We start from the raw sequence: 20,893 nt of genomic DNA, 5'->3' as shown, positions 1-20,893 counted from the left end.
TTAGTGGTTCGCCTTTTCTGTAGTATGTTAGTTTTTTGTGATTCAATACTGGTCGATCATTTCTTGCAATTGATTCAGATAACTTTCTTTTAATTCATCTGGGTATTCAATTTTCACATGTTTTCCAAATGAGATCAAATAGTGAGTCATATACGATAATTCTTCTTGGTTGTACCCACCCACAATATAAGGAGTATCATCCATGATCTCCAATCTCATATTCGGGTAATGATTCTTCAAAAACTTTTCTTTTCCTTGTTCCGTTAATCGACATTTAAATGAGATATCATGATAGGTTTCTTCATACTCAAGTTGCAGTGCTTTTAACTCTTCCTTCGTAAATGTGTCTCTGAATTCTTCTTCAATCACCATTTCGGTCATAAAATCACATCTGTAGATGCCCCACTTTTTATTTTGAACATCATATGCTTTAGCGAACCAAATCCCATTCCGATAAAATAACTCAAGGAATTGCAGTCGAATCAATTTATTTTCATATTGAGTATAGGTTATATTCACAAATTGATCTTCCATCATCGCCTGCAAAATCAATTCTAAGTTATTTTGTTCACTCACTGGCGCGACATTATAATAATGAATGACATCCAAAGTCTCCGTGATCATATATTTTCTCTCATCAGACATTGTGGCCAACAGTTTTTGACGAATCTGTGAGTAAGATTTTTTAAACGGTGTTGCTGACAACAAGTCTAGGGCTTTAAGAGCGAAAAAGATGGCTTGAACTTCATCTATATTGAAATAAATAGGAACTAATGGAGATTGATTCACGAGTCGATATCCTCCATGTCTTCCATTTTCAACATAAAAAGCTAAGCCCATGGACTCTAGCTCTTCCATATCTCTCAGAGCCGTACGTTTAGAAATGCCAAATTCGGATTGTAAATCCTTTAACTGAAAAGAGTGTTTATCGCTTAAAAAAATAAGTTCTTGGTTTAATCGTTCAGATTTTTTCATTTGCCTTCCCTCTTAAAAAGGTGACTTCTTTTGTCACCTTTATCATTTATACTCAGCTTATCAAAAGAAAAGGAGCATGTACATGCAAACATTAATCATTAACGCGCACCCAGATTTCACTCATCGAGAAAGTTATTCAAACAAACTGCAAACACTATTTTCAGAACAGTTTAAAGAAAGATTTCCTCATGAACAGCCAACAATTTTACATTTATATGGAACTGAAATTCCTCGTATCGAAAAAGAACAGCTGCTACGTATTTGGGATAAGCAAGCATCCGAACAAACATTAACAGCTACGGAAGAAAAAATCGCCGCTGCCTCATCTGCTTTATTGGCTCAATTCAAAGCACATCATCGAATCGTGATCGTGTCACCTGTTCATAATTTCAATGTGACTTCACGTATGAAAGATTATATAGATAATATCTTTATTGCTAGAGAAACGTTCAAATATACAGAAGATGGTTCAGTTGGTCTGATGACTGACGATTATCGTGTACTTTTGCTTCAAGCAAGCGGCTCAATTTTCACAAATAACGATCGATATACACCTCTGGAATTTTCACATCATTACCTAAAAGAAATATTTCAAAACTTGATGGGGTTTCATCAATTTCATATTGTCCGGGCACAAGGAATAGCGATTTTAGAGCAAGAAGCGATCTTGACATCTGCCGCTGACGATTTGTCTAAAGCCTTTGATGCGTTTTACTCGCATGGCGGGATATAAGCTATGTTCTTTCAATAACAAAAAGACAAAAAACGTTTGATATCTCGTTTTTGTCTTTTATTATTAACCGATTGAACCTTCCATTTCGAACTTAATTATTTTTGGGAATCACACACAAACATACGTTCTCTGGTTGGTGTGATTCCTTCGGTTTATATTAGTTTTACGTCATATAAAATAATAAGCAGTCATATGTTTGTGGGTGTTTTGTGGGAATACCCACATAAATATATATAAATGAAGGAAGTGAAATACATGAACATAAATAAAATAAGATCGTTCCTTTATAAAACATCAAAATACCTGGGTGACGTCAATGCCGTTCAAAAGGGCACACTATAGGCAAGCGTATCATGCGACGTGCTGCGGGGAAAACGACTGGAAAATTGTTAGGTAAACTATTCAAGTAGCCCGCCATTTGGTGGGTTTTTATGAATACTCCCACCACTTACCACCCTTGCGGTACGATTGAATATATTTAAAAAACCTCTCGCTATGCGAAAGGCTTATTATTATGCTCCTGATAAACTGCACCTTTGACTGTATGATGATATGTCAATAACAGGGATGAAGTTTTTACATTGTGTTTACTTTCACTTTTGTGTAGACGAATTATTATTCTTATTTTGTATAGGGATAGTGATTGAAAGAGCTAAGGATAATAGGAATATTAATATATATATAATCCCATTATAAATATATTGTTTATTTATAATGATTTGTATAAATCCCGTTAATGATACTATAAAAATGAGAATACACATTACACGAGCTAAATTCATTTATATACCACCTAACTAATATTTTTTCCAAAAGCATTCGCCTATGTTAAACCCTGATAAGAATGTTAAGCCATAAAAGCAAGGCGCACAAGCTGTACCCATTGTTACACTACAAGCTCCGCTATGTTCAGCCTGAAAATAATATTGTCTTCTTTCAACATGAGGGTAAATGGTTAAAAACAAATGTTGTGAGAATGTATTTTAAAGAAGTCTGTAAAAGGGCAAATCTTCCCGTTCTGTCTCCACATACATTGAGACATAGCCCTGCTGTACACCTTTTAGAAGCAGGCGTGAATATTAAATATGTATCGGAACGGTTAGGACATTCTAGCATAAAAACAACCGCAGATACGTATCTCCATGTCACCAAAAAAATTGAGGACCAAGCAATGGAAATGTATCTGCGGTATGTTCAATAATTAAATTTTGTGGGTGTTTTGTGGGTGCTTAATATAAATGTAATGCCTAAACACCTTTAATCCCCGGTATATCAACGGTTAACCTATACTGCCTTCCATCTCGAATTTAATCAAGCGGTTCATTTCAACGGCGTATTCCATTGGCAGTTCTTTTGTGAATGGCTCGATGAAGCCCATGACGATCATTTCTGTTGCTTCTTCTTCAGAAATTCCGCGGCTCATCAAGTAGAATAGCTGCTCTTCTGATACTTTTGATACCTTCGCTTCGTGCTCTAATGAAATGTTGTCGTTTAAGATTTCATTGTAAGGGATTGTATCAGAAGTGGATTTGTTATCCATGATGAGTGTGTCACACTCGATGTTTGAGCGCGCACCCTCTGCTTTACGTCCGAAGTGAACGATTCCGCGGTATGTGACTTTACCGCCTTGTTTGGAAATCGATTTCGATACGATCGTTGATGATGTGTTTGGTGCAAGGTGAATCATTTTTGCACCTGCATCTTGGTGCTGACCTTTACCTGCTAGGGCAATACTTAACGTCATACCACGAGCGCCTTCACCTTTTAGGATGACCGCTGGGTATTTCATTGTCAGCTTAGAACCGATGTTTCCATCAATCCATTCCATTGTCGCATTCTCTTCACATACCGTACGTTTTGTGACAAGGTTGAAGACGTTGTTTGCCCAGTTTTGAATCGTTGTATAACGGCAGTAGCCGCCTTTTTTAACGAGGATTTCAACAACCGCACTGTGAAGTGAGTTTGTTGTGTAAACTGGAGCTGTACAGCCTTCTACGTAATGCACATGTGCGCCTTCGTCAACGATGATCAGTGTACGCTCGAACTGACCCATGTTCTCAGAGTTGATACGGAAGTATGCTTGAAGTGGTGTATCTACTTTTACGCCCTTTGGTACGTAGATAAATGAACCACCAGACCATACAGCCGAGTTAAGCGCAGCAAATTTGTTGTCAGTCGGAGGAATGACCTTTGCCCAGTGCTCACGGAAGAGGTCTTCGTTCTCTTTTAATGCGCTGTCTGTATCTTTAAACACAATGCCTAGATCTTCAAGGTCTTGCTTCATGTTGTGATACACAACTTCAGATTCATACTGAGCAGATACACCTGCTAAGTACTTTTGCTCTGCTTCTGGGATACCAAGCTTATCAAAGGTTTGTTTGATTTCTTCTGGTACTTCATCCCAAGAACGCTCAGAGCGCTCTGATGGCTTTACGTAGTACGTAATTTCATCAAAGTTTAATGCATTTAAGTCTCCGCCCCATTGTGGCATCGGCATGTTGTAAAAGTGCTCAAGAGATTTCAAACGGAAGTCGAGCATCCACTGAGGCTCTTCTTTCATACGAGAAATTTCTTCAACGATCTCTTTTGTCAGTCCGCGCTCTGAACGGAAAATGGAAACGTCTTTATCAGAAAAGCCGTATTTATATTCACCAACATCTGGCATTTTTTTAGCCATCCATTTTCACTCCAATCTTATGATTTGCCGTTATCTTCGGCAGATGCGCCTTTTTCAAGCGCCTTCCAGGATAATGTTGCACATTTGATGCGGGCTGGGAATTTTGCCACTCCCTGCAGCGCCTCAATGTCACCAAGATCAATGGAATCGTCGTATTCTTTTCCTAGCATCATATCGGAGAAAATCTGAGACATTTTCAAAGCTGTTTCAATATCTTTCCCTTTAATCGCCTGCGTCATCATAGAGGCAGATGCCATCGAAATAGAGCATCCTTCTCCTTCAAATTTCGCATCAATGACTTTTTCGTTTTCGATTTTCATCGTGAGACGAATGCGGTCACCACACGTTGGGTTGTTCATATCGACGACAATGCTGTCGTTTAACACACCTTTGTTTCTCGGATTTTTGTAATGATCCATAATCACTTGTCTGTACAGTGTGTCTAAGTTTACATTAAAAGACATTCGTAAAATACTCCTTTGTCTTACGGAGCGCTGCGATGAGCTCGTCAATCTCTTCTTCTGTATTGTACAGATAGAAGCTTGCTCTTGCAGTCGCTGATACACCAAGCCATTTCATGAGCGGCTGTGCACAGTGGTGTCCAGCACGAATGGCGACACCTTCCGTATCCAGAACAGTAGACGCATCATGCGGATGGACGTCGTCTAAATTAAACGTCACAAGTCCAGCTCGGTGCTGCGGTCCATAAACAGTCGCACCGTCAAGCTCCTTAAAGCGCTCAAGCGCATAAGTGGCAAGCTGATGCTCGTAACGGCTGACTTCCTCCATGCCAATGTCATTTAAGAAATCAATCGCTTTTCCTAGTCCAACTGCTCCGGCAATAATCGGTGTTCCCGCTTCAAATTTCCAAGGCAGCTCTTTCCAAGTAGAATCATACAGATCCACAAAGTCGATCATTTCACCGCCAAACTCAGCAGGCTCCATATTATTCAAAAGGTCCTTCTTCCCGTAAAGTACACCGATGCCAGTCGGTCCACACATTTTATGCCCAGAGAATGCGAAAAAGTCACAATCTAAGTCCTGAACATCAATTTGCATGTGCGGGGTGCTTTGCGCACCATCGACGACAATGATTGCCCCATGATCATGTGCAATTTTGGCGATTTCTTTAATCGGGTTGATGGTTCCTAATACGTTTGAGACATGTGTGACAGCGACGATTTTCGTTTGATGTGTGATCGTTTGCTTCACATCTTCAAGCGATAGCGTGCCGTCTTCCTGTAACGGAATATATTTCAATGTGGCGCCAGTTGCTTTTGCTGCTTGCTGCCAAGGGATGATATTCGCATGGTGCTCCATGTGCGTAATGACAATCTCATCGCTTTCTTTAAGGTTTGCTCTTGCATAGCTGATCGCCACTGTGTTTAGTGCGGTTGTTGTACCTCTAGTAAAAATAATCTCCTGGACAGATGAAGCACGGATGAATGCACGAACTTTCTCTCTCGCACCCTCGTATGCGTCCGTTGCTTTTGTACCAAGGGTATGAACACCCCGGTGGACGTTCGAGTTGTAAGACCGGTAATACTCATTCATTGCATCAATGACCACTCTTGGTTTTTGAGAAGTCGCTGCACTGTCCAAATACACCAAATCATGTCCGTTCACTTGCTGATGAAGGATTGGAAATTGCTCACGAACGTCTTTGATATTCATTATTTTACTTTCCTTTCAATCACAGAAACAAGCTGCTTTTTAACTCCTTCAATCGGCAGTTCTTTGACGACTGGATTTAAGAAGCCATAAATCACAAGTCTTTCTGCATCTTCTTTGGAAATCCCGCGGCTCATGAGGTAATACAATTGAATTGGATCGACACGTCCAACAGAAGCAGCGTGCCCTGCTGTGACATCATCTTCATCAATTAATAGAATTGGGTTTGCGTCACCGCGTGCTTTTTCACTCAACATGAGAACACGTGATTCCTGCTCTGCATTTGACTTCGTAGCACCATGCTCGATTTTACCAATTCCGTTAAAGATAGAGGATGCTTGATCCTTCATCACACCATGCTTCAAGATATACCCTTCAGAGTTTTTACCGAAGTGGATGATGCTTGTTGTAAAGTTTTCTGTTTGATTGCCCCGGCCGACAACAACTGATTTCGTATCACCGAATGTACCGTCGCCCATAAGTTTTGTGATGTTTTCAGACACGACGTCTCCATCATTCATCAGGCCAAGCGCCCATTCGATTTTACTGTCACGACCATTTGCCATACCGCGTCTGTTCACATACACTGTGACACCTTCTGCAAGGTTATCTACTGCACCGTAAGTGACGCGGGCATTAGCTCCCGTGAACACTTCAGACACGATATTGAAAATCGCTTCTTCCGGCTTTGCCGTACTAATGTAGTTTTCTACATATGTCACAGCACTATGGTCGTCTGCTACGACGATGACATGGTTGAACAAAGTCGTGTCGTCATTTTCATGCAGGTAGACGGCTTGAATTGGTGCTTCAAGCTCTACATTTTTCGGTACATAGAGGAAAGCTCCGCCATTGACTAAAGCAGCGTGTAAAGCTGTTAGTTTATGCTCATCTACTTTCACTGCATCTGTCATGAAGTATTTCTGCACTAGATCTCCATGTTCGCGGATCGCTGTATGAAGATCAGTGAAGATCACGCCTTTGTCTTTCGCTTCTGTTGAAAGAGACAAATATGCTGGCGTTTGATCACGCTGAATGTAGACTGTCTTATCTGTGACCTCTAAACCAATGAGAGATTTCACTTCTTCAGGAAGCTCTTCTAATGATCCAAATGGCGCACTTTCGACTGTATGCTGTTTGAAATTGGTTAAATTCCATTTAGAAATATTCGTTTTGTCAGGCTTTGGCATTGGAAGGTCTTCTGCTTTTTCAAGAGCCTGTAAGCGAAGGGAGCTCATCCATGCCGGTTCCTGATGCTTCTCGGAGAAGCTTTTGACATAATCTTGATCTACTGATAATTTCGTTTCTAATGTCATCAATAATCCTCCTAACGCTTACGCTTCTTGACCAACAGTTTCGTCTTCAATTCCTAACTCTTGTTTGATCCAGTCATAGCCTTCTGCTTCTAGACGCTGCGCGAGCTCTGGTCCGCCAGATTTCACGATACGTCCTTGCATCATGACATGAACGTGATCTGGTGTGATGTAGTTCAGCAGGCGCTGATAGTGAGTGATCATTAAGCAGCCGAAGCTTTCGCCACGCATTCTGTTAATTCCTTTAGAAACCACTTTCAACGCATCGATATCAAGACCAGAATCGATTTCGTCAAGAATCGCAATCTTTGGTTCGATCATCATTAATTGAAGAATTTCGTTGCGTTTTTTCTCCCCGCCTGAGAAACCTTCGTTTAGGTAGCGCTGCGCCATGTCTGGGTCCATTTCAAGGAACTCCATGTTTTCATCCATTTTGCGGATGAATTTCATCAGAGAGATTTCATCGCCTTCTTCTCTGCGAGCGTTAATAGCAGAACGAAGGAAGTCCGCATTTGTTACACCACTAATTTCAGATGGGTATTGCATTGCAAGGAAAAGACCCGCTTGAGCGCGCTCATCTACTTCCATTTCAAGTACATCTTCGCCATCAAGCAAAATGCTGCCTTTCGTTACTTCATATTTAGGGTGACCCATAATTGCAGCAGATAAAGTTGATTTACCTGTACCGTTTGGTCCCATTACTGCGTGGAATTCTCCACCTTTTATCTCGAGGTTTACACCCTTTAAGATTTCTTTCCCTTCAATCTCAACGTGCAAGTCCTTAATTGTTAATGTCGAAGCAGTCATATATCGATACCTCCAAAATAATCATTATTCTCAATTTATTCTCATTCTAATTTTATAACAAATTAAAAGTGAATACAACACATTCACGATATACGTGAGAGGATGCTCTCAAAATTCTAACAAAAAAAGCCGGTAGATAAAAGGATTTATGTCGAAAAGACTGTTTTCATAAAGAAAGGACGGGAAACTGTTCTCCCCGTCCCTTAGCTATTTAATAGCCTCGTATATTCATTTTTGCGAGCTGTCTTTTCTCATCTCGATACGACTGCTCTCGTTTATATTCCACTTTCATCCGTAAGTCATGGTCTCTTTCGTACTCTGCATAGCTCATGCCATGAGCTTTATGCATGGCCTTTTCCATCTCGGCGGTATAATCCAATCCCAGTGTACTATGGTCAGAACAAATAATAAACCATTCCCTTCTTTGAGTGTAGCTTTATTGTATCAAAGTCATGCGGCTTTACTCAAAAGGGATATGACACGCTATGATGGCATATTTTCTCACACAATCGGATGAGAAGCACTCAACTCTCCGAGATGGAAAGATACCATGTTTTCCTTCTATTAATGCGTCTGTCCTCCAAATTCATCAATACATTGCTGAACGACAGTAATGCCTTGACTCAGTGCTGCCCCGCCGCCAAATGCTGCCGCCACGCTCACAACCTCCAGCAAATTCTCTTCTGTCGCGCCTTGATCGAGCGCTCCCTTTGTATGATAAATCATGCAGTATTCATCCTGTGCATGAATGCTGATGCCAAGGGCAATCATTTGTTTTTCCTTTTGCGTTAATGAATCGCTCTGGAAGCACTGCTCTGTAAATTCATTGAATTTCTTCCCAAACACCGGCATTTTCTTCTGGAATTCACCCATTGCCGTTTTATAATCCGTAAGTGATTGCTGCATGGATCCGCTCATATGCTGTTCATTCATCTTTATTCCATCCCTTCAGGTCATTTGTTCGTTTTTATTATGAGCGAGATTTGAAAAAATACACAAAAAACCTCGCTTTGATCAAAGCGAGGTTAAAAAGTTGTTATTCAGATACAGGCAATACTGCACCGTCATATTTTTTGTCAATGAATTCTTTGATTTTATCAGAGTGAAGGACTTCCATTAATGTCTTGATCTTCTCTGATTTTTCTTCACCTTTGCGAACGGCCACGATGTTTGAATATGGGTTGTTCTTCGTTTGCTCAAGTTCGATTGAATCTTTTTTCGGATTCAATTTATTTTGGATCGCATAGTTGACGTTGATAAACACGGCATCGCCTTCACTGTTTTCATAAGCTTTTGCGGTTAGTTCAGGAGCGATTTTTTTGAACTTTAGGTTCTTAGGATTTTCTTTGATGTTCTTGACTGTTGCGTTGATTGTATCAACCTTTGGATCAAGCTTGATGACACCTGCATTTTGAAGTAGGGCAAGCATACGTCCTTGCTCAGCTACGTTGTTTGTCATGATGATTGTGCCGCCGCTTGGAATATCTTTTACTGATTTGTATTTCTTAGAATAGATACCGAACGGCTCAAGGTGAACCGCACCAGCACTTACTAGGTTGTAATCTTTGTTTGATTTATTTTCTTCGTTTAAGTAAGGGATATGTTGGAAAAAGTTTGCATCCACTTCTTTTTCAGCTAAGGCTTTGTTGTACATTTTATAATCACTAAGTACTTTCACTTCGAGATCGTAGCCTTTTTCTTTTAGAAGTGGTTTTGCTTCTTCAAGAATCTCGGCATGTGGTGTTTTTGAAGCCGCAACCGTAATGGTTTTGCTTTCGCTTGCGTTATTAGATGAACCGCATGCAGCTAAAATGCCTGCAAATGCTAGAAATAGTGCACTTAAAATCAATTTCTTCATGAATAAATCCTCCCTTAACGTTTATCAATTTTATTTGTAATCAAATCACCGATTATTTGAATAATAAAGACGATGATGAGAATAAATACAGTAGCTAAAAGTGTGACATCTGTATTACCAGATTGGTATCCTTCCACATAGGCGAGGTCACCAAGTCCTCCTGCTCCAATTGCACCTGCAATCGCAGTTGAGCCAATTAAAGCAATCGCTGTTACGGTAATACCTGAAATGAGGGCTGGCAATGATTCTGGCAGCAATACTTTGAAAATGATGGTCGACGTTTTCGCTCCCATTGACCGTGCTGCTTCAATGACTCCTTTGTCTACCTCACGCAGTGCAATTTCAACAAGACGTGCATAGAATGGAGCTGACCCAATGACAAGGGCTGGTAATGCTGCATTTGGACCTAAAATCGTATGCATTAAGAATTTCGTAAACCCTAGTAAAAGAATGATTAAAATAATAAAAGGAATCGATCTGAAAATGTTGACGACTGCGCCAATGATAGCATTGACCGGTTTATTTTCCCAAAGACCGCCTTTTCCTGTAAGGAAGAGCAAGAGTCCGAGAATAATACCGATGACAAAGGCAAATGCCAATGAAATGAGTGTCATATACACCGTTTCACCCGTCGCACTCCAGATGACATCTAGGTCAACGTTCGGAAACCATTTCTCAAACATGTGTCATCACCTCGATTTCAACCTGTTTGCTTTGGATATAGGCGATGGCTTTTTCTACCTCGGTCTCTTCTCCATTAATATGGATAAAGAGTGTTCCAAACGCGCCTTCCTGCGTTTGAGAAATCTTTCCTTGAAGGATGTTTACATCGACCTTGAAGGATCGAATGATTTCAGTGATGAGCGGCTGCTCGGCAGAATCGCCAATAAAGGACAACCGTACGACCTGACCTTCTTTTACTCGCTCTAAGACGTGCTCGATTGTTTCTTTCGCTTCCTCTGGTTCAGCAAGCTGTTTCACAAATCGCTTCGTCATTTCTTCCTTTGGCTGTCTGAAGACGCGTAATACTTCGCCTTCTTCGACAATGCGTCCATTCTCCATGACCGCCACGCGATGACAAATTTTGCGAATGACGTGCATTTCATGTGTAATCAGCACAATTGTCAGCCCTAATCGTTTATTGATATCAGCTAAAAGATCAAGGATAGAATCCGTTGTTTGAGGATCAAGTGCAGATGTTGCTTCGTCACATAGAAGAACCTTTGGATCATTCGCTAATGCTCTCGCAATCCCCACACGCTGCTTTTGTCCGCCGCTTAGCTGAGACGGATACGCATTTTCTTTTCCTTCTAAACCAACCAATTTAATCAATTCATTCGCACGTTCTCTCCGTTTTGATGCCTTTACACCTGCGATCTCAAGCGGGAACATAATATTTTGTCTCACCGTTCTTGACCAAAGTAGGTTGAAGTGCTGGAAAATCATGCTGATTTCTTGTCTTGCTTTCCGAAGTTTCGCATTCGATACTTCATTGATCCGGTTGCCTGCCACTTCAACAATTCCTTCTGTTGGCAGCTCCAGACCGTTTAATAGGCGAATAAGCGAGCTTTTTCCGGCACCGCTATACCCGATAATCCCGAATATTTCACCTTTATCGATATCCAAGTTGACGTCTTTCACGGCATCAACATTTCCGCTTTTTGAGTGGTACGTTTTTGATACATTTTGTAAATGGATCACAGTCTGTTCACCTGCTTTCTTGCTGAATCTATAGGTTGCCATCACATACGTTATTTATTCTTCCTGCTGTCATGCCTCTAGCCTGACGTGAGGTCAGTAAAAAAGACCTAACTGCAACGCAAGCAGAAAGGCCTTTTATGTTCAATACGCCTTTCTCTCATCTTTCAAAGCATTGCGGCTTTGAGTGAATTGGCACCAATTTCAGCTATGCTGACGGTTGCCGGGTTTCATAGGGCACGTCCCTCCACCTCTCTTAATAAGAGAAAATATGTTGTTTTATGTGATGTTCATGTTTTTACTAACGTAGAATATCATGCTACCCGAGATATGTCAACGCTGTAAATCGCTAATTTCCAAGTAAGCGACTACGTTATCATTTTTCGAAAAAAACCGTTCGTCAGCCAAAGCACTGCCTCTAGTCTAAGGAGCGCACGGAATGACCCTTTGACTTTGACTTGTCCCCTGCTAATTAACTGCTGTAAGGACATATCTCCATCTAATAATTGAAGTATTTCTTTCCTCTCACCATAAAAGATGAGATCCGATAACTCAATTGCAGGTAGTTTCTTCACTTCACCACGTTCATCCACAATCAATGTACAAGAGTCAGTTTCCGCCTCAAATGTAATCTTCAAGGATGATGATGAGAGCAGCGGTTTTAATAATAAACGCTGCCCTGTGTTCCCATGGGTTTTCACATTTTCCACATGTATAACCTCCCTGTCATTTGGTTATACATAACATTTCTCTACAAACATTGGCTTGTCCTTTATAAATAACTCGACAAATTTTCAGACGAATTGCTTGAAATATGACAAAAAACCGCTTTATTTAGCGGTTTCAATCATTTCATGAAGATATGGAACTGAGTGAAAGGCATAGCCTTTTTGCACCAGCTCACCTTTTTTAAACAGTAGAAAGCAAGGAACGCTTTCGATCTCAAAAGCTTTTGCAAAGCCTGGTGAGTAGTTTAAGTTGTTTTCATAAAATGGTACATCCGGCTGCATGGCGTCTACGACTGTCAGCATTTTCTTTGCCAGCTGACATGTTCCGCAAAACGGTGTATATAAGTATAAAAGAAATAAATCGTCCTTTATTTCCTTGAATTCGTGTTCTTCAATCTCTTTCATATACGTCCACCCTCATAAATATTTCGAATGAACATCAATGTTTGCAGCTAATAGGATAGATGCAATGTGGGCTGACGGTGAAGCGGCCACTTCGCGGTATGTTCTGTCGACAAAAAGATGAAGTGCTTCAGGGAATTCTTTTCGAAATTGCTTCCGCAGTTTGTCACCTGCATCGTCACTGTCTGCTAATATGTAAACGTCTTTCCCTAATAATTCGTCTACAAGCTGATCCAGCTTCGATGTACTGATCGTGCCATTGGTGCAAATGATGGTAACAGGTTCACTAATCACTTCTTTTAGCTTTTGTTTGTCTGTTTTACCTTCTACAATGATGACCTTTTCTACCTCGACATTCATCACGATCACCGGCCCTTTTGACGTTGTTCACTTCTCCCTTAGATTACAATCTTTCATTCAGGTTGTAAAGATTGGGCGCTTGCACTAAAAAGACTGCAGCTTATGCTCACTGCAGCCTCATCTGTGATTAGCACCAGCCATTTTCATCATCACAGTCTACATATTTTTCTGTCCCATGGGTCAATGTATCCGTCAGACGATAAAAACGATTTTGATCATAGGAATAACCTGATTTTAACTCATATTGGTTTTCACTAATCATCGTGCCAATCTCTTCATTTTGATGATACAGCACCATGCCGCTTTCTTTGAATCGTCCAGTGACATGATCTGTTATATCCACCTGTTCTTTTTGAAAAGACAAATTGGACACCCCCATAAAAGTAGAGTGTCCAATTTCACGTGAATTAGTCTTCTTTTGTCATTTCTTCATATTGCTCAGCAGTCATCAAGTTCTCGATTTCAGATGTATCTGCTGGCTCTACCACGATCATCCATGCTTTTTCGTATGGAGAGTCGTTGACGAATTCCGGGCTGTCATCCAGCTCATCGTTCACTTCGACGATTGTGCCATTGATCGGTGCGTAAAGCTCAGAAACAGTTTTTACTGATTCTACACTTCCGAAAGGCTCGTCCGCTGTAATTTTGTCTCCTACTTCAGGAAGCTCAACGAACACGATATCGCCTAGCTCAGATTGAGCAAAATGCGTAATACCGATACGCACCTTATCTCCTTCTACTTTGACCCATTCATGTTCTTCTGAATAACGTAAATCTTTTGGTGTGCTCATTCAATACCCCTCCAGTCTTTTCTTACAATCTATATTGAAGATACCACAATCTGAATGAAAGTTACATCATTTCCAGACGCTTTTAAATGTATCTTCATTAAATCCAACTGTCACTCGTTTACCGTCTGTCGTAATCGGGCGCTTGATCAGCATTCCGTTAGACGCGAGTAATTCTAGCTGCTCATCCTCTGACATTGCAGGAAGTTGATCTTTCAGCTGCAGCTCCCGGTATTTCTGTCCGCTTGTATTAAAGAACTTCTTCAGCTCTAAGCCGCTTTTTTCGTAAAGGGCTTTTAATGTGTCTTTATCAGGCGTCTCTTCGACGATATGTATGCTGTTGATATCTTTATTGTGTTCTTCCAGCCACTTTTTTGCTTTTCGGCATGTACCGCAAGATGGGTATTCATAAAAATCTAAAGCCACCATTTTCACCTCCTGCAAATTGTGAGAACATTTTATCACAAAATATTTTAAAAACCTAAATGTATGCTTACAAAAAGGTGCGGATATCACTCCGCACCTTTTAAGCCGTCTTATACGATATATTTCTCTGCTTCAAAGATTCGTTTTGCCACTTCGCGCTTTTTGGCGATGACATTGATGGGGGTGAATCTTGTCAGCTTGCGAAGAGCTGACAGACTCATGCGGAGTGAATCTCCTTCTTCCATCGCGATCAAGGATTCTTTTGCATGGGCTTCAATTTTTAAGAAGGCTTCCTGCGTGAAAATTTGTGTGTAGGCAAGCTTTTGAGCGTTCTTTTCTAGCCCTGATGCAGCGATTGCCTTTTCGGTACGCAGAATCGCCGATTCAGCAGCAAACAGTTCATTGACGATATCCGCTATGTTCACAAGGATTTCTTGCTCTTTGTCTAATGTTTTTCCATACTTCATCGCTGCCATACCAGATACCATGAGGGCGATCTTTTTCGCATGGGCGAGCAAGTATTTTTCTTGATCAAGCGGCTGATTACCCGGCTCTTCCGGCATCATCATCATGAGCTCTTCCTGTAAGGTTTGCGCTTTTTGAAGCAGCGGAAGCTCCCCTTTCATCGCTTTCTTCAGGAATGTGCCTGGTACAAGCAGACGGTTGATTTCGTTTGTCCCTTCAAAAATACGGTTAATCCGCGAGTCACGATAGGCTCTTTCGACCTCGTATTCCTGCATGAATCCATATCCGCCGTGAATCTGCACGCCTTCATCTGCAATATAATCTAAAGTTTCAGAGCCAAGCACTTTACAAAGAGAGCATTCAATCGCATATTCTGCAATGGACTGGGCAATTTGTTTGCCGTCCTTTTGCTCTTCTTCACTTAATAGACCCATGCGCTGTTCAAATAATCCGACTGTGCGGTAAACAGCACTTTCCATCGCATAGAGCTTTGCAGACATGTTGGCTACTTTTTCACCAATTAAGCTAAATCGAGAAATTGGTGTTTGGAACTGCTTACGCTGGTTTGCATATTCTGCTGATAATTGAATGACACGTTTTGACGCACCAATTGTCCCGACAGCCAGCTTGTAGCGTCCGATATTCAAAATGTTAAAGGCAATGACATGACCTCTGCCAGCTTCACCTAGTAAATTCTCCTTCGGCACTTGGGCATCTTCGAGAATTAACGTTCTTGTTGATGACCCTTTAATGCCCATCTTTTTCTCTTCAGGTCCAGTTTTGACACCTGGAAAATCCTTTTCTACGATAAAAGCAGAGAAGTGTTCACCGTCAATTTTCGCATATACGACAAAGACATCGGCAAATGCGGAGTTTGTAATCCATTGTTTTTCCCCATTAAGCACATAATGGGTTCCAGCTTCATTCAGGACTGCGGTCGTTTTTGCTCCAAGGGCGTCAGAGCCTGATCCTGGCTCTGTTAGGGCGTACGCCGCAATCGTTTCTCCAGAAGCGAGTCCAGGCAGGTACGTTTCCTTTTGCGCTTGATTTCCGAACAGCACGATTGGCAGAGATCCAATGCCAACATGGGCGCCATAGGAAAGTGAGAAGCTCCCTGCTCTGGAGAATTTCTCGGTAATGATGGCTGAACTGATTTTATCTAAACCGAGCCCGCCGAATTCTTCAGGCACATCAGCTCCTAGCAGTCCAAGCTCTCCAGCCTTTTTGAGAAGCCTGACGGAATGCTCGAATTCATGATTTTCAATTTGATCTATATACGGAACAACGTCTTGTAAAATATAATCCTCTGTTGTCTTTCCAATCATTTGATGCTCATCAGAGAAATCCTCTGGTGTAAAGATATGCTCATAATTCGTTTCATCAATTAAGAAGCTTCCACCCTTTTTTACATCTTCCATTGCTTTCATCCTGATTTCCCCCTTTAGATCAATTCAAAAATTCCTGCTGCTCCCATGCCCCCGCCGATACACATTGTGACGATGCCAAATTGCTCGTTTCGCCGTTTCATTTCATGAATGAGTGACAGCGTAAGCTTCGTTCCTGTACAGCCGAGCGGATGCCCTAGCGCGATTGCCCCGCCATTGACATTCACTTTCTCTTCATCGATTCCTAAATGACGAATGACTTGAATTGCCTGAGAGGCAAACGCTTCGTTTAATTCAAACAGCCCGATATCCTTCAGCTCAAGTCCAGCGATTTTCAGCGCACGCGGAATGGCTTCAATCGGACCGATTCCCATCACCTCAGGCGGTACGCCGCCAACAGCAAATGCCCGGAACTTGGCAAGAGGCTGAAGGGAAAGTGAGGATACTTTCTCACGGTCCATCATCATCACGCACGCAGCGCCGTCACTTGTTTGAGAAGAGTTCCCTGCGGTCACCGTGCCTTTTGTTGAGAAAGCCGGACGCAAAGTGGAAAGAATCTCCTCCGTTGTGCCCGCTCTCACGCCTTCATCCTGTGAGAACGTGAATTGATGTTCTTCTAACTGATATTGCTCCCCTACCCGCCGCTCTGTTACATCAACGGATACGATTTCATCTGAAAATTTCCCTTCCTGCAATGCTTTGGCTGCCTTTTGATGACTTCTTACCGCAAAGGCGTCCTGATCTTGACGTGTGACCTGATACTTTTGCGCCACTTGCTCTGCCGTGTGACCCATGCTCATATAATATTCAGGCGCTTGCTCTGCCAATTGAGCATTCGGACGAATGGAATGACCCATCATCGGCACCTGTGACATCGATTCGACTCCTCCAGCTAAGATCGTTTCTGCCTGACCGAGCATAATCCGCTCACCCGCATAAGCGATTGACTGAAGACCAGATGAGCAGTAGCGGTTGATCGTGATGGCAGGTACTGTATACGGAAGTCCTGCTAGCGCCCCAATATTCCGAGCCACATTTAACCCCTGCTCTGCTTCTGGTGTTGCACACCCGATGATCAAATCGTCTATCTGTCCGTCGTAATCACCGGCACGCTTTAGTGTTTCTTTTACACACAACGCGCCCATATCATCAGGCCGAACATGTTTTAACGATCCTTTTTTCGCCTTCCCTACTGGTGTTCTCGCGCCAGCGACAATGACTGCTTCTCTCATTTTGACTCCCCCTTAGTTACGTAAAGGTTTTCCTTTGACGAGCATGTGCTGCATGCGTGCTTGTGATTTCACTTCTCCTACAAGACTTAAAAAGGCTTCCCTTTCAAGCTCTAACAAGTATTGCTCCTCTACCTCTGTTCCAAATGGCAGTTTCCCTCCGGAAATAACATGAGCTAATTTTTTAACTATGGTCATGTCATGCTCTGAAATGTATCCAGACAGTCTCATATTTTCAGCAGCCAATATCATCGCTGCATAGCCTGTTTCTCCCATGACGGGCACCTTTTGCTTGAGCGGTGCACGATAACCCGCTCCATCAAGAGAGAGCACAAGTTGTTTCGCATCATAGATCAGGTGGTCCCCGTTCATGCTGATTCGGTCACTCACTCGAAGCATGTTCATATCCCGCGCTTCCTCAGCAGAAGTGGATACTTTAGCCATTGCAATCGTTTCAAATGTTTTCATCGTGGCATCTTGTATAGCGGTCTGCGTTGGCTTAGCTGATCCTTGCAGATGGCGAAGATATAATTCTTTGTTTCCACCGCCGCCTGGAATCAGTCCAACTCCCGCTTCGACAAGACCCATGTATGCTTCACTGGACGCTTGAATAGCTGCTGCCGGCAGGCAAACCTCTGTTCCGCCTCCGAGTGTCATGCCAAACGGTGCAGCAACAACTGGCCGGTCGCTATATTTCACCTTCATCATCGCCTGCTGGAAGCGGCGGATCACAAAGTCAATTTCAAAGAAATTATCGTCCTGAGCCTCCATTAAAATGAGAGCAAGGTTGGCACCAACACAGAAGTTCTTCCCTTGGTTTCCGATGACAAGCCCTCTATAATTCTGTTCCACCTCATCGACAGCGCGATTGATCATGTCAATGACATCTAGTCCAATGGCATTGCTTTTAGAGTGAAATTCGAGCAAGGCGACATCATCCCCGATATCGATCAAGCTCGCACCAGAATTTTTAAAAATCACGCCCTGCTTCTTTTTCAATTTCGCTAAAGATATATTCTTTGCGTTTCCTTTTTCCTGTTCATAAGCCCCATTCTGATAAAATGCCCGCTCTCCATCAGCATTCTCTTGATAGAATGTGTCGTGTCCTTCTGACAGCATGTCTTGCACCCACTGCGGGATGCTGTGACCTTCTGCTTCCATACGCTCGGCTGCTTTTTTCACACCGATTGCATCCCAGAGCTCAAATGGACCGTGCTGCCAGCCAAATCCCCATTTCATTGCGTTATCGATAGACTGAATATCATCCGCAATTTCGCCTTTTAACTGAGCTGAATAAAGAAGCACAGGTGCCGTCATGTTCCAGAGTAATTGCCCTGCACGCCCATCTTGGTAAATAAGCGCTTTCAATTTCGCTTTCGTCCCTTTTTGCTGCTTCGCCATCTCAATGCCTGGATCTTTTAGCTTTGTTCGTTCTCCATACGTGAGCGTCACAGGATCAAGTTCTAAAATGGCCTTTCCATTTTTCTGATAAAATCCTTGCCCTGCCTTACTGCCAATCCATCCTTTTTCGAGCATTCTTTCAATAAACTCAGGCAGCTGGAAAATATCTTTTTCTTTTCCTTCTACTTGGTCATATACGTTGCGGGCTACATGGAAAAACGTGTCGAGCCCTACGACATCAAGAGTACGGAAGGTCGCGCTTTTCGGTCTTCCAATGAGGGGTCCTGTAACCGAATCCACTTCTCCAATGGTGTACTTGTTTTCAAGCATTTCACGCACTGTGACAAGAAGTCCATAAGTGCCAATGCGGTTTGCAATAAAGTTCGGTGTGTCTTTTGCCTCAACCACACCTTTGCCAAGTACGTCCTCGCCAAACGTTTTCATAAAGTGGAGTACTTCTGGATCTGTTTCTTGAATAGGGATGACTTCTAAAAGCTTTAAATAACGAGCTGGGTTAAAAAAATGTGTACCTAAAAAGTGGCGTTTAAAATCATCTGATCGGCCTTCTGCCATTTTTTCAACCGAAATACCGGATGTATTACTTGATACGATGCTGCCTTCTTTGCGGTGTTCGTCGATGAGAGAGAAAACGTGCCTTTTGATGCTGAGCTTTTCAGTGACGACTTCAATGATCCAGTCAGCATCATGTAATAAGGAAAGGTGATCTGTGAGATTTCCCGGTGTGATGTATGATAGGTTTTTTGCTGAAGTAAGAGGTGCTGGTTTTTGCTTTAACAATTTTTTCATCGCTTCTTGACTTAATCTATTCCGAACACTAGGGTGATCAAGCGTTCGCTTTTTCGCCGTTTCTTCCTTTGTCAGTTCGTTTGGCACAATATCTAGCAATGTTACTGGTATCCCGATATTGGCTAGATGCGCAGCAATGCCTGAGCCCATGACACCTGAACCAATGACAGCCGCCTTGCGAATATGTTTGCCCATAAATATCCCCCTAAACATTTTGAATGAACAGTCATTCATTTTTTGTCCAAAAAAAAGGAATGCCTCTTTCTTTATCTTAAAAGATTTTCCGAAACAGTTCAAGAGCGGATTTCAAAAATTTACACATTCTCATGTGCCTTGTATGAATTAAAGATGAGAGGGCATTGTAAGAACGGAGGTGATGTCCACATGTCTCGTTTGAAGAAAAATCCATCGAAAGCAGGCGTAAGTGCTGCAAGTGTAAAAGGAAACGCAGGTCCATCACAGGAAGCAGACCTAGGCGGCAAAAAGACCAGTCAAAATCAGCAATATAAAAAGAATCAGTAAGGAAACAAAATCGTAAGGAGGAACACATCTTGAACAATCAGCAAATGAATATGCCCCCGCAAGTCATTTCAGTGAAAGATTCCTTGTACTTAGAGGATATGCTGAACTGGAACTTGATCGCTATGAAAAAGGCTCACTTTATGGCCGAGCATTGCCAGGACCAAACATTGAAACAAGAATTAAATCAAGTTGGCCAAATGCACCATCAGCATTACACACAAATTCTTCAGCATTTAGGCAGCTCAGGGCAAGGCCAGTCTACTGGCTTTATGCAATAGGAGGAAAAAACATGGATCAACAAAACCAACAAAAAATCGGGAATCCTCAAACTCAGGTTCCCACGACAACAAACATGAATGATCGTGATTTCATCACAGATCTCTTGTCGACTGAAAAATATATGACAAGCGGATACAACACAGCGCTCAATGAATTCAGTCATGAATCTCTTTACCAGGATATTCAACGAATTGCGCTTGAAACACAGAAAACACAAAGACATTTATATGATGTTATGTTCCGATATGGCTGGTATTCTGTTGAAGCCGCTGAACAGCAAAAGCTCCAGCAGGCACACCAGAAATTCCAGCAAACCCTGACAGATCAATCTCCATACGGACCATCACAGATGTCATAAAGAAAAACTGC

25 protein-coding genes and 1 riboswitch are annotated in these 20,893 nt (G+C 42.0%); of the genes, 5 read left to right on the top strand and 20 right to left on the bottom strand.

Annotated elements, in window-relative coordinates:
- Positions 1-42 precede the first annotated feature (42 nt).
- Positions 43-975 (bottom strand): helix-turn-helix transcriptional regulator, encoded by a 933-nt coding sequence (locus C6W21_RS13760; RefSeq protein ID WP_106050814.1) that lies wholly within the window; start codon positions 973-975, stop codon positions 43-45.
- Positions 976-1,057: 82 nt separating this feature from the next.
- Here C6W21_RS13760 and C6W21_RS13755 point away from each other — a divergent pair, with 82 nt between their 5' ends.
- Entirely contained in the window at positions 1,058-1,708 is a 651-nt protein-coding gene (locus C6W21_RS13755) for an FMN-dependent NADH-azoreductase (RefSeq protein ID WP_106050813.1), read from the top strand.
- 844 nt (positions 1,709-2,552) lie between these two features.
- Positions 2,553-2,909, top strand: coding sequence for a tyrosine-type recombinase/integrase (locus tag C6W21_RS13745; RefSeq protein ID WP_106050811.1), 357 nt, complete (start codon positions 2,553-2,555; stop codon positions 2,907-2,909).
- 78 nt (positions 2,910-2,987) lie between these two features.
- Here the strand turns inward: C6W21_RS13745 and sufB are convergent, their stop codons facing one another.
- The 19 genes from sufB to C6W21_RS13655 form a co-directional block, all read right to left on the bottom strand.
- Complete coding sequence (sufB, locus tag C6W21_RS13740; RefSeq protein ID WP_106050810.1) at positions 2,988-4,385, bottom strand: Fe-S cluster assembly protein SufB; 1,398 nt, start codon at positions 4,383-4,385, stop codon at positions 2,988-2,990.
- 17 nt (positions 4,386-4,402) lie between these two features.
- Complete coding sequence (gene sufU / locus C6W21_RS13735; RefSeq protein ID WP_106050809.1) at positions 4,403-4,849, bottom strand: Fe-S cluster assembly sulfur transfer protein SufU; 447 nt, start codon at positions 4,847-4,849, stop codon at positions 4,403-4,405.
- Positions 4,839-6,059, bottom strand: coding sequence for a cysteine desulfurase (locus tag C6W21_RS13730; protein ID WP_106050808.1), 1,221 nt, complete (start codon positions 6,057-6,059; stop codon positions 4,839-4,841). The genes sufU and C6W21_RS13730 overlap by 11 nt, the downstream gene beginning before the upstream one ends.
- The gene (gene sufD, locus C6W21_RS13725) at positions 6,059-7,372 is read right to left on the bottom strand and encodes a Fe-S cluster assembly protein SufD (RefSeq protein ID WP_106050807.1); all 1,314 of its coding nucleotides are present in this window, start codon (positions 7,370-7,372) and stop codon (positions 6,059-6,061) included. Before sufD ends, C6W21_RS13730 begins: the two co-directional genes overlap by 1 nt.
- Before the next feature lie 18 nt (positions 7,373-7,390).
- Entirely contained in the window at positions 7,391-8,176 is a 786-nt protein-coding gene (gene sufC, locus C6W21_RS13720; protein WP_106050806.1) for a Fe-S cluster assembly ATPase SufC, read from the bottom strand.
- Positions 8,177-8,387: 211 nt separating this feature from the next.
- Positions 8,388-8,525: a YuzK family famiily protein gene (locus tag C6W21_RS19055; protein WP_162839378.1), complete on the bottom strand. Its 138-nt coding sequence runs from the start codon at positions 8,523-8,525 to the stop codon at positions 8,388-8,390.
- Between the two features lie 215 nt (positions 8,526-8,740).
- Positions 8,741-9,109 carry a carboxymuconolactone decarboxylase family protein gene (locus tag C6W21_RS13715; RefSeq protein ID WP_003212803.1) on the bottom strand — a complete coding sequence of 123 codons (369 nt, stop codon included), beginning with the start codon at positions 9,107-9,109 and terminating at the stop codon, positions 8,741-8,743.
- Positions 9,110-9,212: 103 nt separating this feature from the next.
- Positions 9,213-10,034 carry a methionine ABC transporter substrate-binding lipoprotein MetQ gene (metQ, locus tag C6W21_RS13710; RefSeq protein WP_106050805.1) on the bottom strand — a complete coding sequence of 274 codons (822 nt, stop codon included), beginning with the start codon at positions 10,032-10,034 and terminating at the stop codon, positions 9,213-9,215.
- A 14-nt stretch (positions 10,035-10,048) separates the two neighbouring features.
- Complete coding sequence (locus C6W21_RS13705) at positions 10,049-10,717, bottom strand: methionine ABC transporter permease (RefSeq protein ID WP_106050804.1); 669 nt, start codon at positions 10,715-10,717, stop codon at positions 10,049-10,051.
- Entirely contained in the window at positions 10,710-11,735 is a 1,026-nt protein-coding gene (locus C6W21_RS13700; RefSeq protein WP_106050982.1) for a methionine ABC transporter ATP-binding protein, read from the bottom strand. Before C6W21_RS13700 ends, C6W21_RS13705 begins: the two co-directional genes overlap by 8 nt.
- A 154-nt stretch (positions 11,736-11,889) precedes the next feature.
- A riboswitch (SAM riboswitch) is annotated at positions 11,890-11,998 on the bottom strand.
- Between the two features lie 102 nt (positions 11,999-12,100).
- Positions 12,101-12,442, bottom strand: a complete 342-nt coding sequence (locus tag C6W21_RS13695; RefSeq protein WP_034659911.1) for an SCP2 sterol-binding domain-containing protein — start codon at positions 12,440-12,442, stop codon at positions 12,101-12,103.
- Positions 12,443-12,562: 120 nt separating this feature from the next.
- On the bottom strand, positions 12,563-12,865 hold the full coding sequence (locus C6W21_RS13690) for a thioredoxin family protein (protein WP_106050803.1): 303 nt from the start codon (positions 12,863-12,865) through the stop codon (positions 12,563-12,565).
- 12 nt (positions 12,866-12,877) lie between these two features.
- Positions 12,878-13,222: a toprim domain-containing protein gene (locus C6W21_RS13685; RefSeq protein ID WP_034660691.1), complete on the bottom strand. Its 345-nt coding sequence runs from the start codon at positions 13,220-13,222 to the stop codon at positions 12,878-12,880.
- 127 nt (positions 13,223-13,349) lie between these two features.
- Positions 13,350-13,586: a YusG family protein gene (locus C6W21_RS13680; protein ID WP_034659913.1), complete on the bottom strand. Its 237-nt coding sequence runs from the start codon at positions 13,584-13,586 to the stop codon at positions 13,350-13,352.
- Positions 13,587-13,629: 43 nt separating this feature from the next.
- Positions 13,630-14,013 (bottom strand): glycine cleavage system protein GcvH, encoded by a 384-nt coding sequence (gene gcvH / locus C6W21_RS13675; protein ID WP_003213614.1) that lies wholly within the window; start codon positions 14,011-14,013, stop codon positions 13,630-13,632.
- Between the two features lie 66 nt (positions 14,014-14,079).
- A complete protein-coding gene (locus C6W21_RS13670; RefSeq protein ID WP_106056573.1) occupies positions 14,080-14,436 on the bottom strand; it encodes an arsenate reductase family protein in 357 nt (118 codons plus the stop codon).
- Between the two features lie 110 nt (positions 14,437-14,546).
- Positions 14,547-16,328, bottom strand: coding sequence for an acyl-CoA dehydrogenase family protein (locus C6W21_RS13665; protein ID WP_106050802.1), 1,782 nt, complete (start codon positions 16,326-16,328; stop codon positions 14,547-14,549).
- A gap of 14 nt (positions 16,329-16,342) precedes the next feature.
- On the bottom strand, positions 16,343-17,518 hold the full coding sequence (locus C6W21_RS13660) for an acetyl-CoA C-acetyltransferase (protein WP_106050801.1): 1,176 nt from the start codon (positions 17,516-17,518) through the stop codon (positions 16,343-16,345).
- Between the two features lie 12 nt (positions 17,519-17,530).
- Positions 17,531-19,918, bottom strand: coding sequence for a 3-hydroxyacyl-CoA dehydrogenase/enoyl-CoA hydratase family protein (locus tag C6W21_RS13655; RefSeq protein ID WP_106056496.1), 2,388 nt, complete (start codon positions 19,916-19,918; stop codon positions 17,531-17,533).
- Between the two features lie 189 nt (positions 19,919-20,107).
- Between C6W21_RS13655 and C6W21_RS13650 the strand changes: the two genes are divergently transcribed.
- Genes C6W21_RS13650 through C6W21_RS13640 form a run of 3 tightly spaced genes read left to right on the top strand, consistent with a single transcriptional unit; the run spans position 20,108 to position 20,882 of the window.
- Positions 20,108-20,245, top strand: a complete 138-nt coding sequence (locus C6W21_RS13650) for a YuzL family protein (protein ID WP_003212904.1) — start codon at positions 20,108-20,110, stop codon at positions 20,243-20,245.
- Positions 20,246-20,271: 26 nt separating this feature from the next.
- Complete coding sequence (locus tag C6W21_RS13645) at positions 20,272-20,523, top strand: hypothetical protein (protein WP_223249598.1); 252 nt, start codon at positions 20,272-20,274, stop codon at positions 20,521-20,523.
- Between the two features lie 11 nt (positions 20,524-20,534).
- A complete protein-coding gene (locus C6W21_RS13640; protein WP_106050799.1) occupies positions 20,535-20,882 on the top strand; it encodes a spore coat protein in 348 nt (115 codons plus the stop codon).
- Positions 20,883-20,893: the final 11 nt, after the last annotated feature.

Origin of the sequence: Bacillus sp. NMCN1 (assembly GCF_002998085.1) — a bacterium.
Classification (GTDB): domain Bacteria; phylum Bacillota; class Bacilli; order Bacillales; family Bacillaceae; genus Bacillus.
The sequence above is the reverse complement of the archived record's forward strand: the minus strand, read 5'-3'. Positions and strand labels throughout refer to the sequence as shown.

What these genes read in the sequence shown, in the direction of transcription:
- C6W21_RS13655 (WP_106056496.1), bottom strand. Translation starts at nt 19,918, where the DNA reads ATGGGCAAACATATTCGCAAGGCGGCTGTCATTGGTTCAGGTGTCATG.
- C6W21_RS13650 (WP_003212904.1), top strand. Translation starts at nt 20,108, where the DNA reads ATGTCTCGTTTGAAGAAAAATCCATCGAAAGCAGGCGTAAGTGCTGCA.
- C6W21_RS19055 (WP_162839378.1), bottom strand. Translation starts at nt 8,525, where the DNA reads ATGCATAAAGCTCATGGCATGAGCTATGCAGAGTACGAAAGAGACCAT.
- C6W21_RS13745 (WP_106050811.1), top strand. Translation starts at nt 2,553, where the DNA reads ATGTTAAGCCATAAAAGCAAGGCGCACAAGCTGTACCCATTGTTACAC.
- sufC (WP_106050806.1), bottom strand. Translation starts at nt 8,176, where the DNA reads ATGACTGCTTCGACATTAACAATTAAGGACTTGCACGTTGAGATTGAA.
- C6W21_RS13665 (WP_106050802.1), bottom strand. Translation starts at nt 16,328, where the DNA reads ATGAAAGCAATGGAAGATGTAAAAAAGGGTGGAAGCTTCTTAATTGAT.
- C6W21_RS13660 (WP_106050801.1), bottom strand. Translation starts at nt 17,518, where the DNA reads ATGAGAGAAGCAGTCATTGTCGCTGGCGCGAGAACACCAGTAGGGAAG.
- metQ (WP_106050805.1), bottom strand. Translation starts at nt 10,034, where the DNA reads ATGAAGAAATTGATTTTAAGTGCACTATTTCTAGCATTTGCAGGCATT.
- sufD (WP_106050807.1), bottom strand. Translation starts at nt 7,372, where the DNA reads ATGACATTAGAAACGAAATTATCAGTAGATCAAGATTATGTCAAAAGC.
- C6W21_RS13705 (WP_106050804.1), bottom strand. Translation starts at nt 10,717, where the DNA reads ATGTTTGAGAAATGGTTTCCGAACGTTGACCTAGATGTCATCTGGAGT.
- sufU (WP_106050809.1), bottom strand. Translation starts at nt 4,849, where the DNA reads ATGTCTTTTAATGTAAACTTAGACACACTGTACAGACAAGTGATTATG.
- C6W21_RS13730 (WP_106050808.1), bottom strand. Translation starts at nt 6,059, where the DNA reads ATGAATATCAAAGACGTTCGTGAGCAATTTCCAATCCTTCATCAGCAA.
- sufB (WP_106050810.1), bottom strand. Translation starts at nt 4,385, where the DNA reads ATGGCTAAAAAAATGCCAGATGTTGGTGAATATAAATACGGCTTTTCT.
- C6W21_RS13685 (WP_034660691.1), bottom strand. Translation starts at nt 13,222, where the DNA reads ATGAATGTCGAGGTAGAAAAGGTCATCATTGTAGAAGGTAAAACAGAC.
- C6W21_RS13640 (WP_106050799.1), top strand. Translation starts at nt 20,535, where the DNA reads ATGGATCAACAAAACCAACAAAAAATCGGGAATCCTCAAACTCAGGTT.
- C6W21_RS13760 (WP_106050814.1), bottom strand. Translation starts at nt 975, where the DNA reads ATGAAAAAATCTGAACGATTAAACCAAGAACTTATTTTTTTAAGCGAT.
- C6W21_RS13690 (WP_106050803.1), bottom strand. Translation starts at nt 12,865, where the DNA reads ATGAAAGAGATTGAAGAACACGAATTCAAGGAAATAAAGGACGATTTA.
- C6W21_RS13715 (WP_003212803.1), bottom strand. Translation starts at nt 9,109, where the DNA reads ATGAATGAACAGCATATGAGCGGATCCATGCAGCAATCACTTACGGAT.
- gcvH (WP_003213614.1), bottom strand. Translation starts at nt 14,013, where the DNA reads ATGAGCACACCAAAAGATTTACGTTATTCAGAAGAACATGAATGGGTC.
- C6W21_RS13755 (WP_106050813.1), top strand. Translation starts at nt 1,058, where the DNA reads ATGCAAACATTAATCATTAACGCGCACCCAGATTTCACTCATCGAGAA.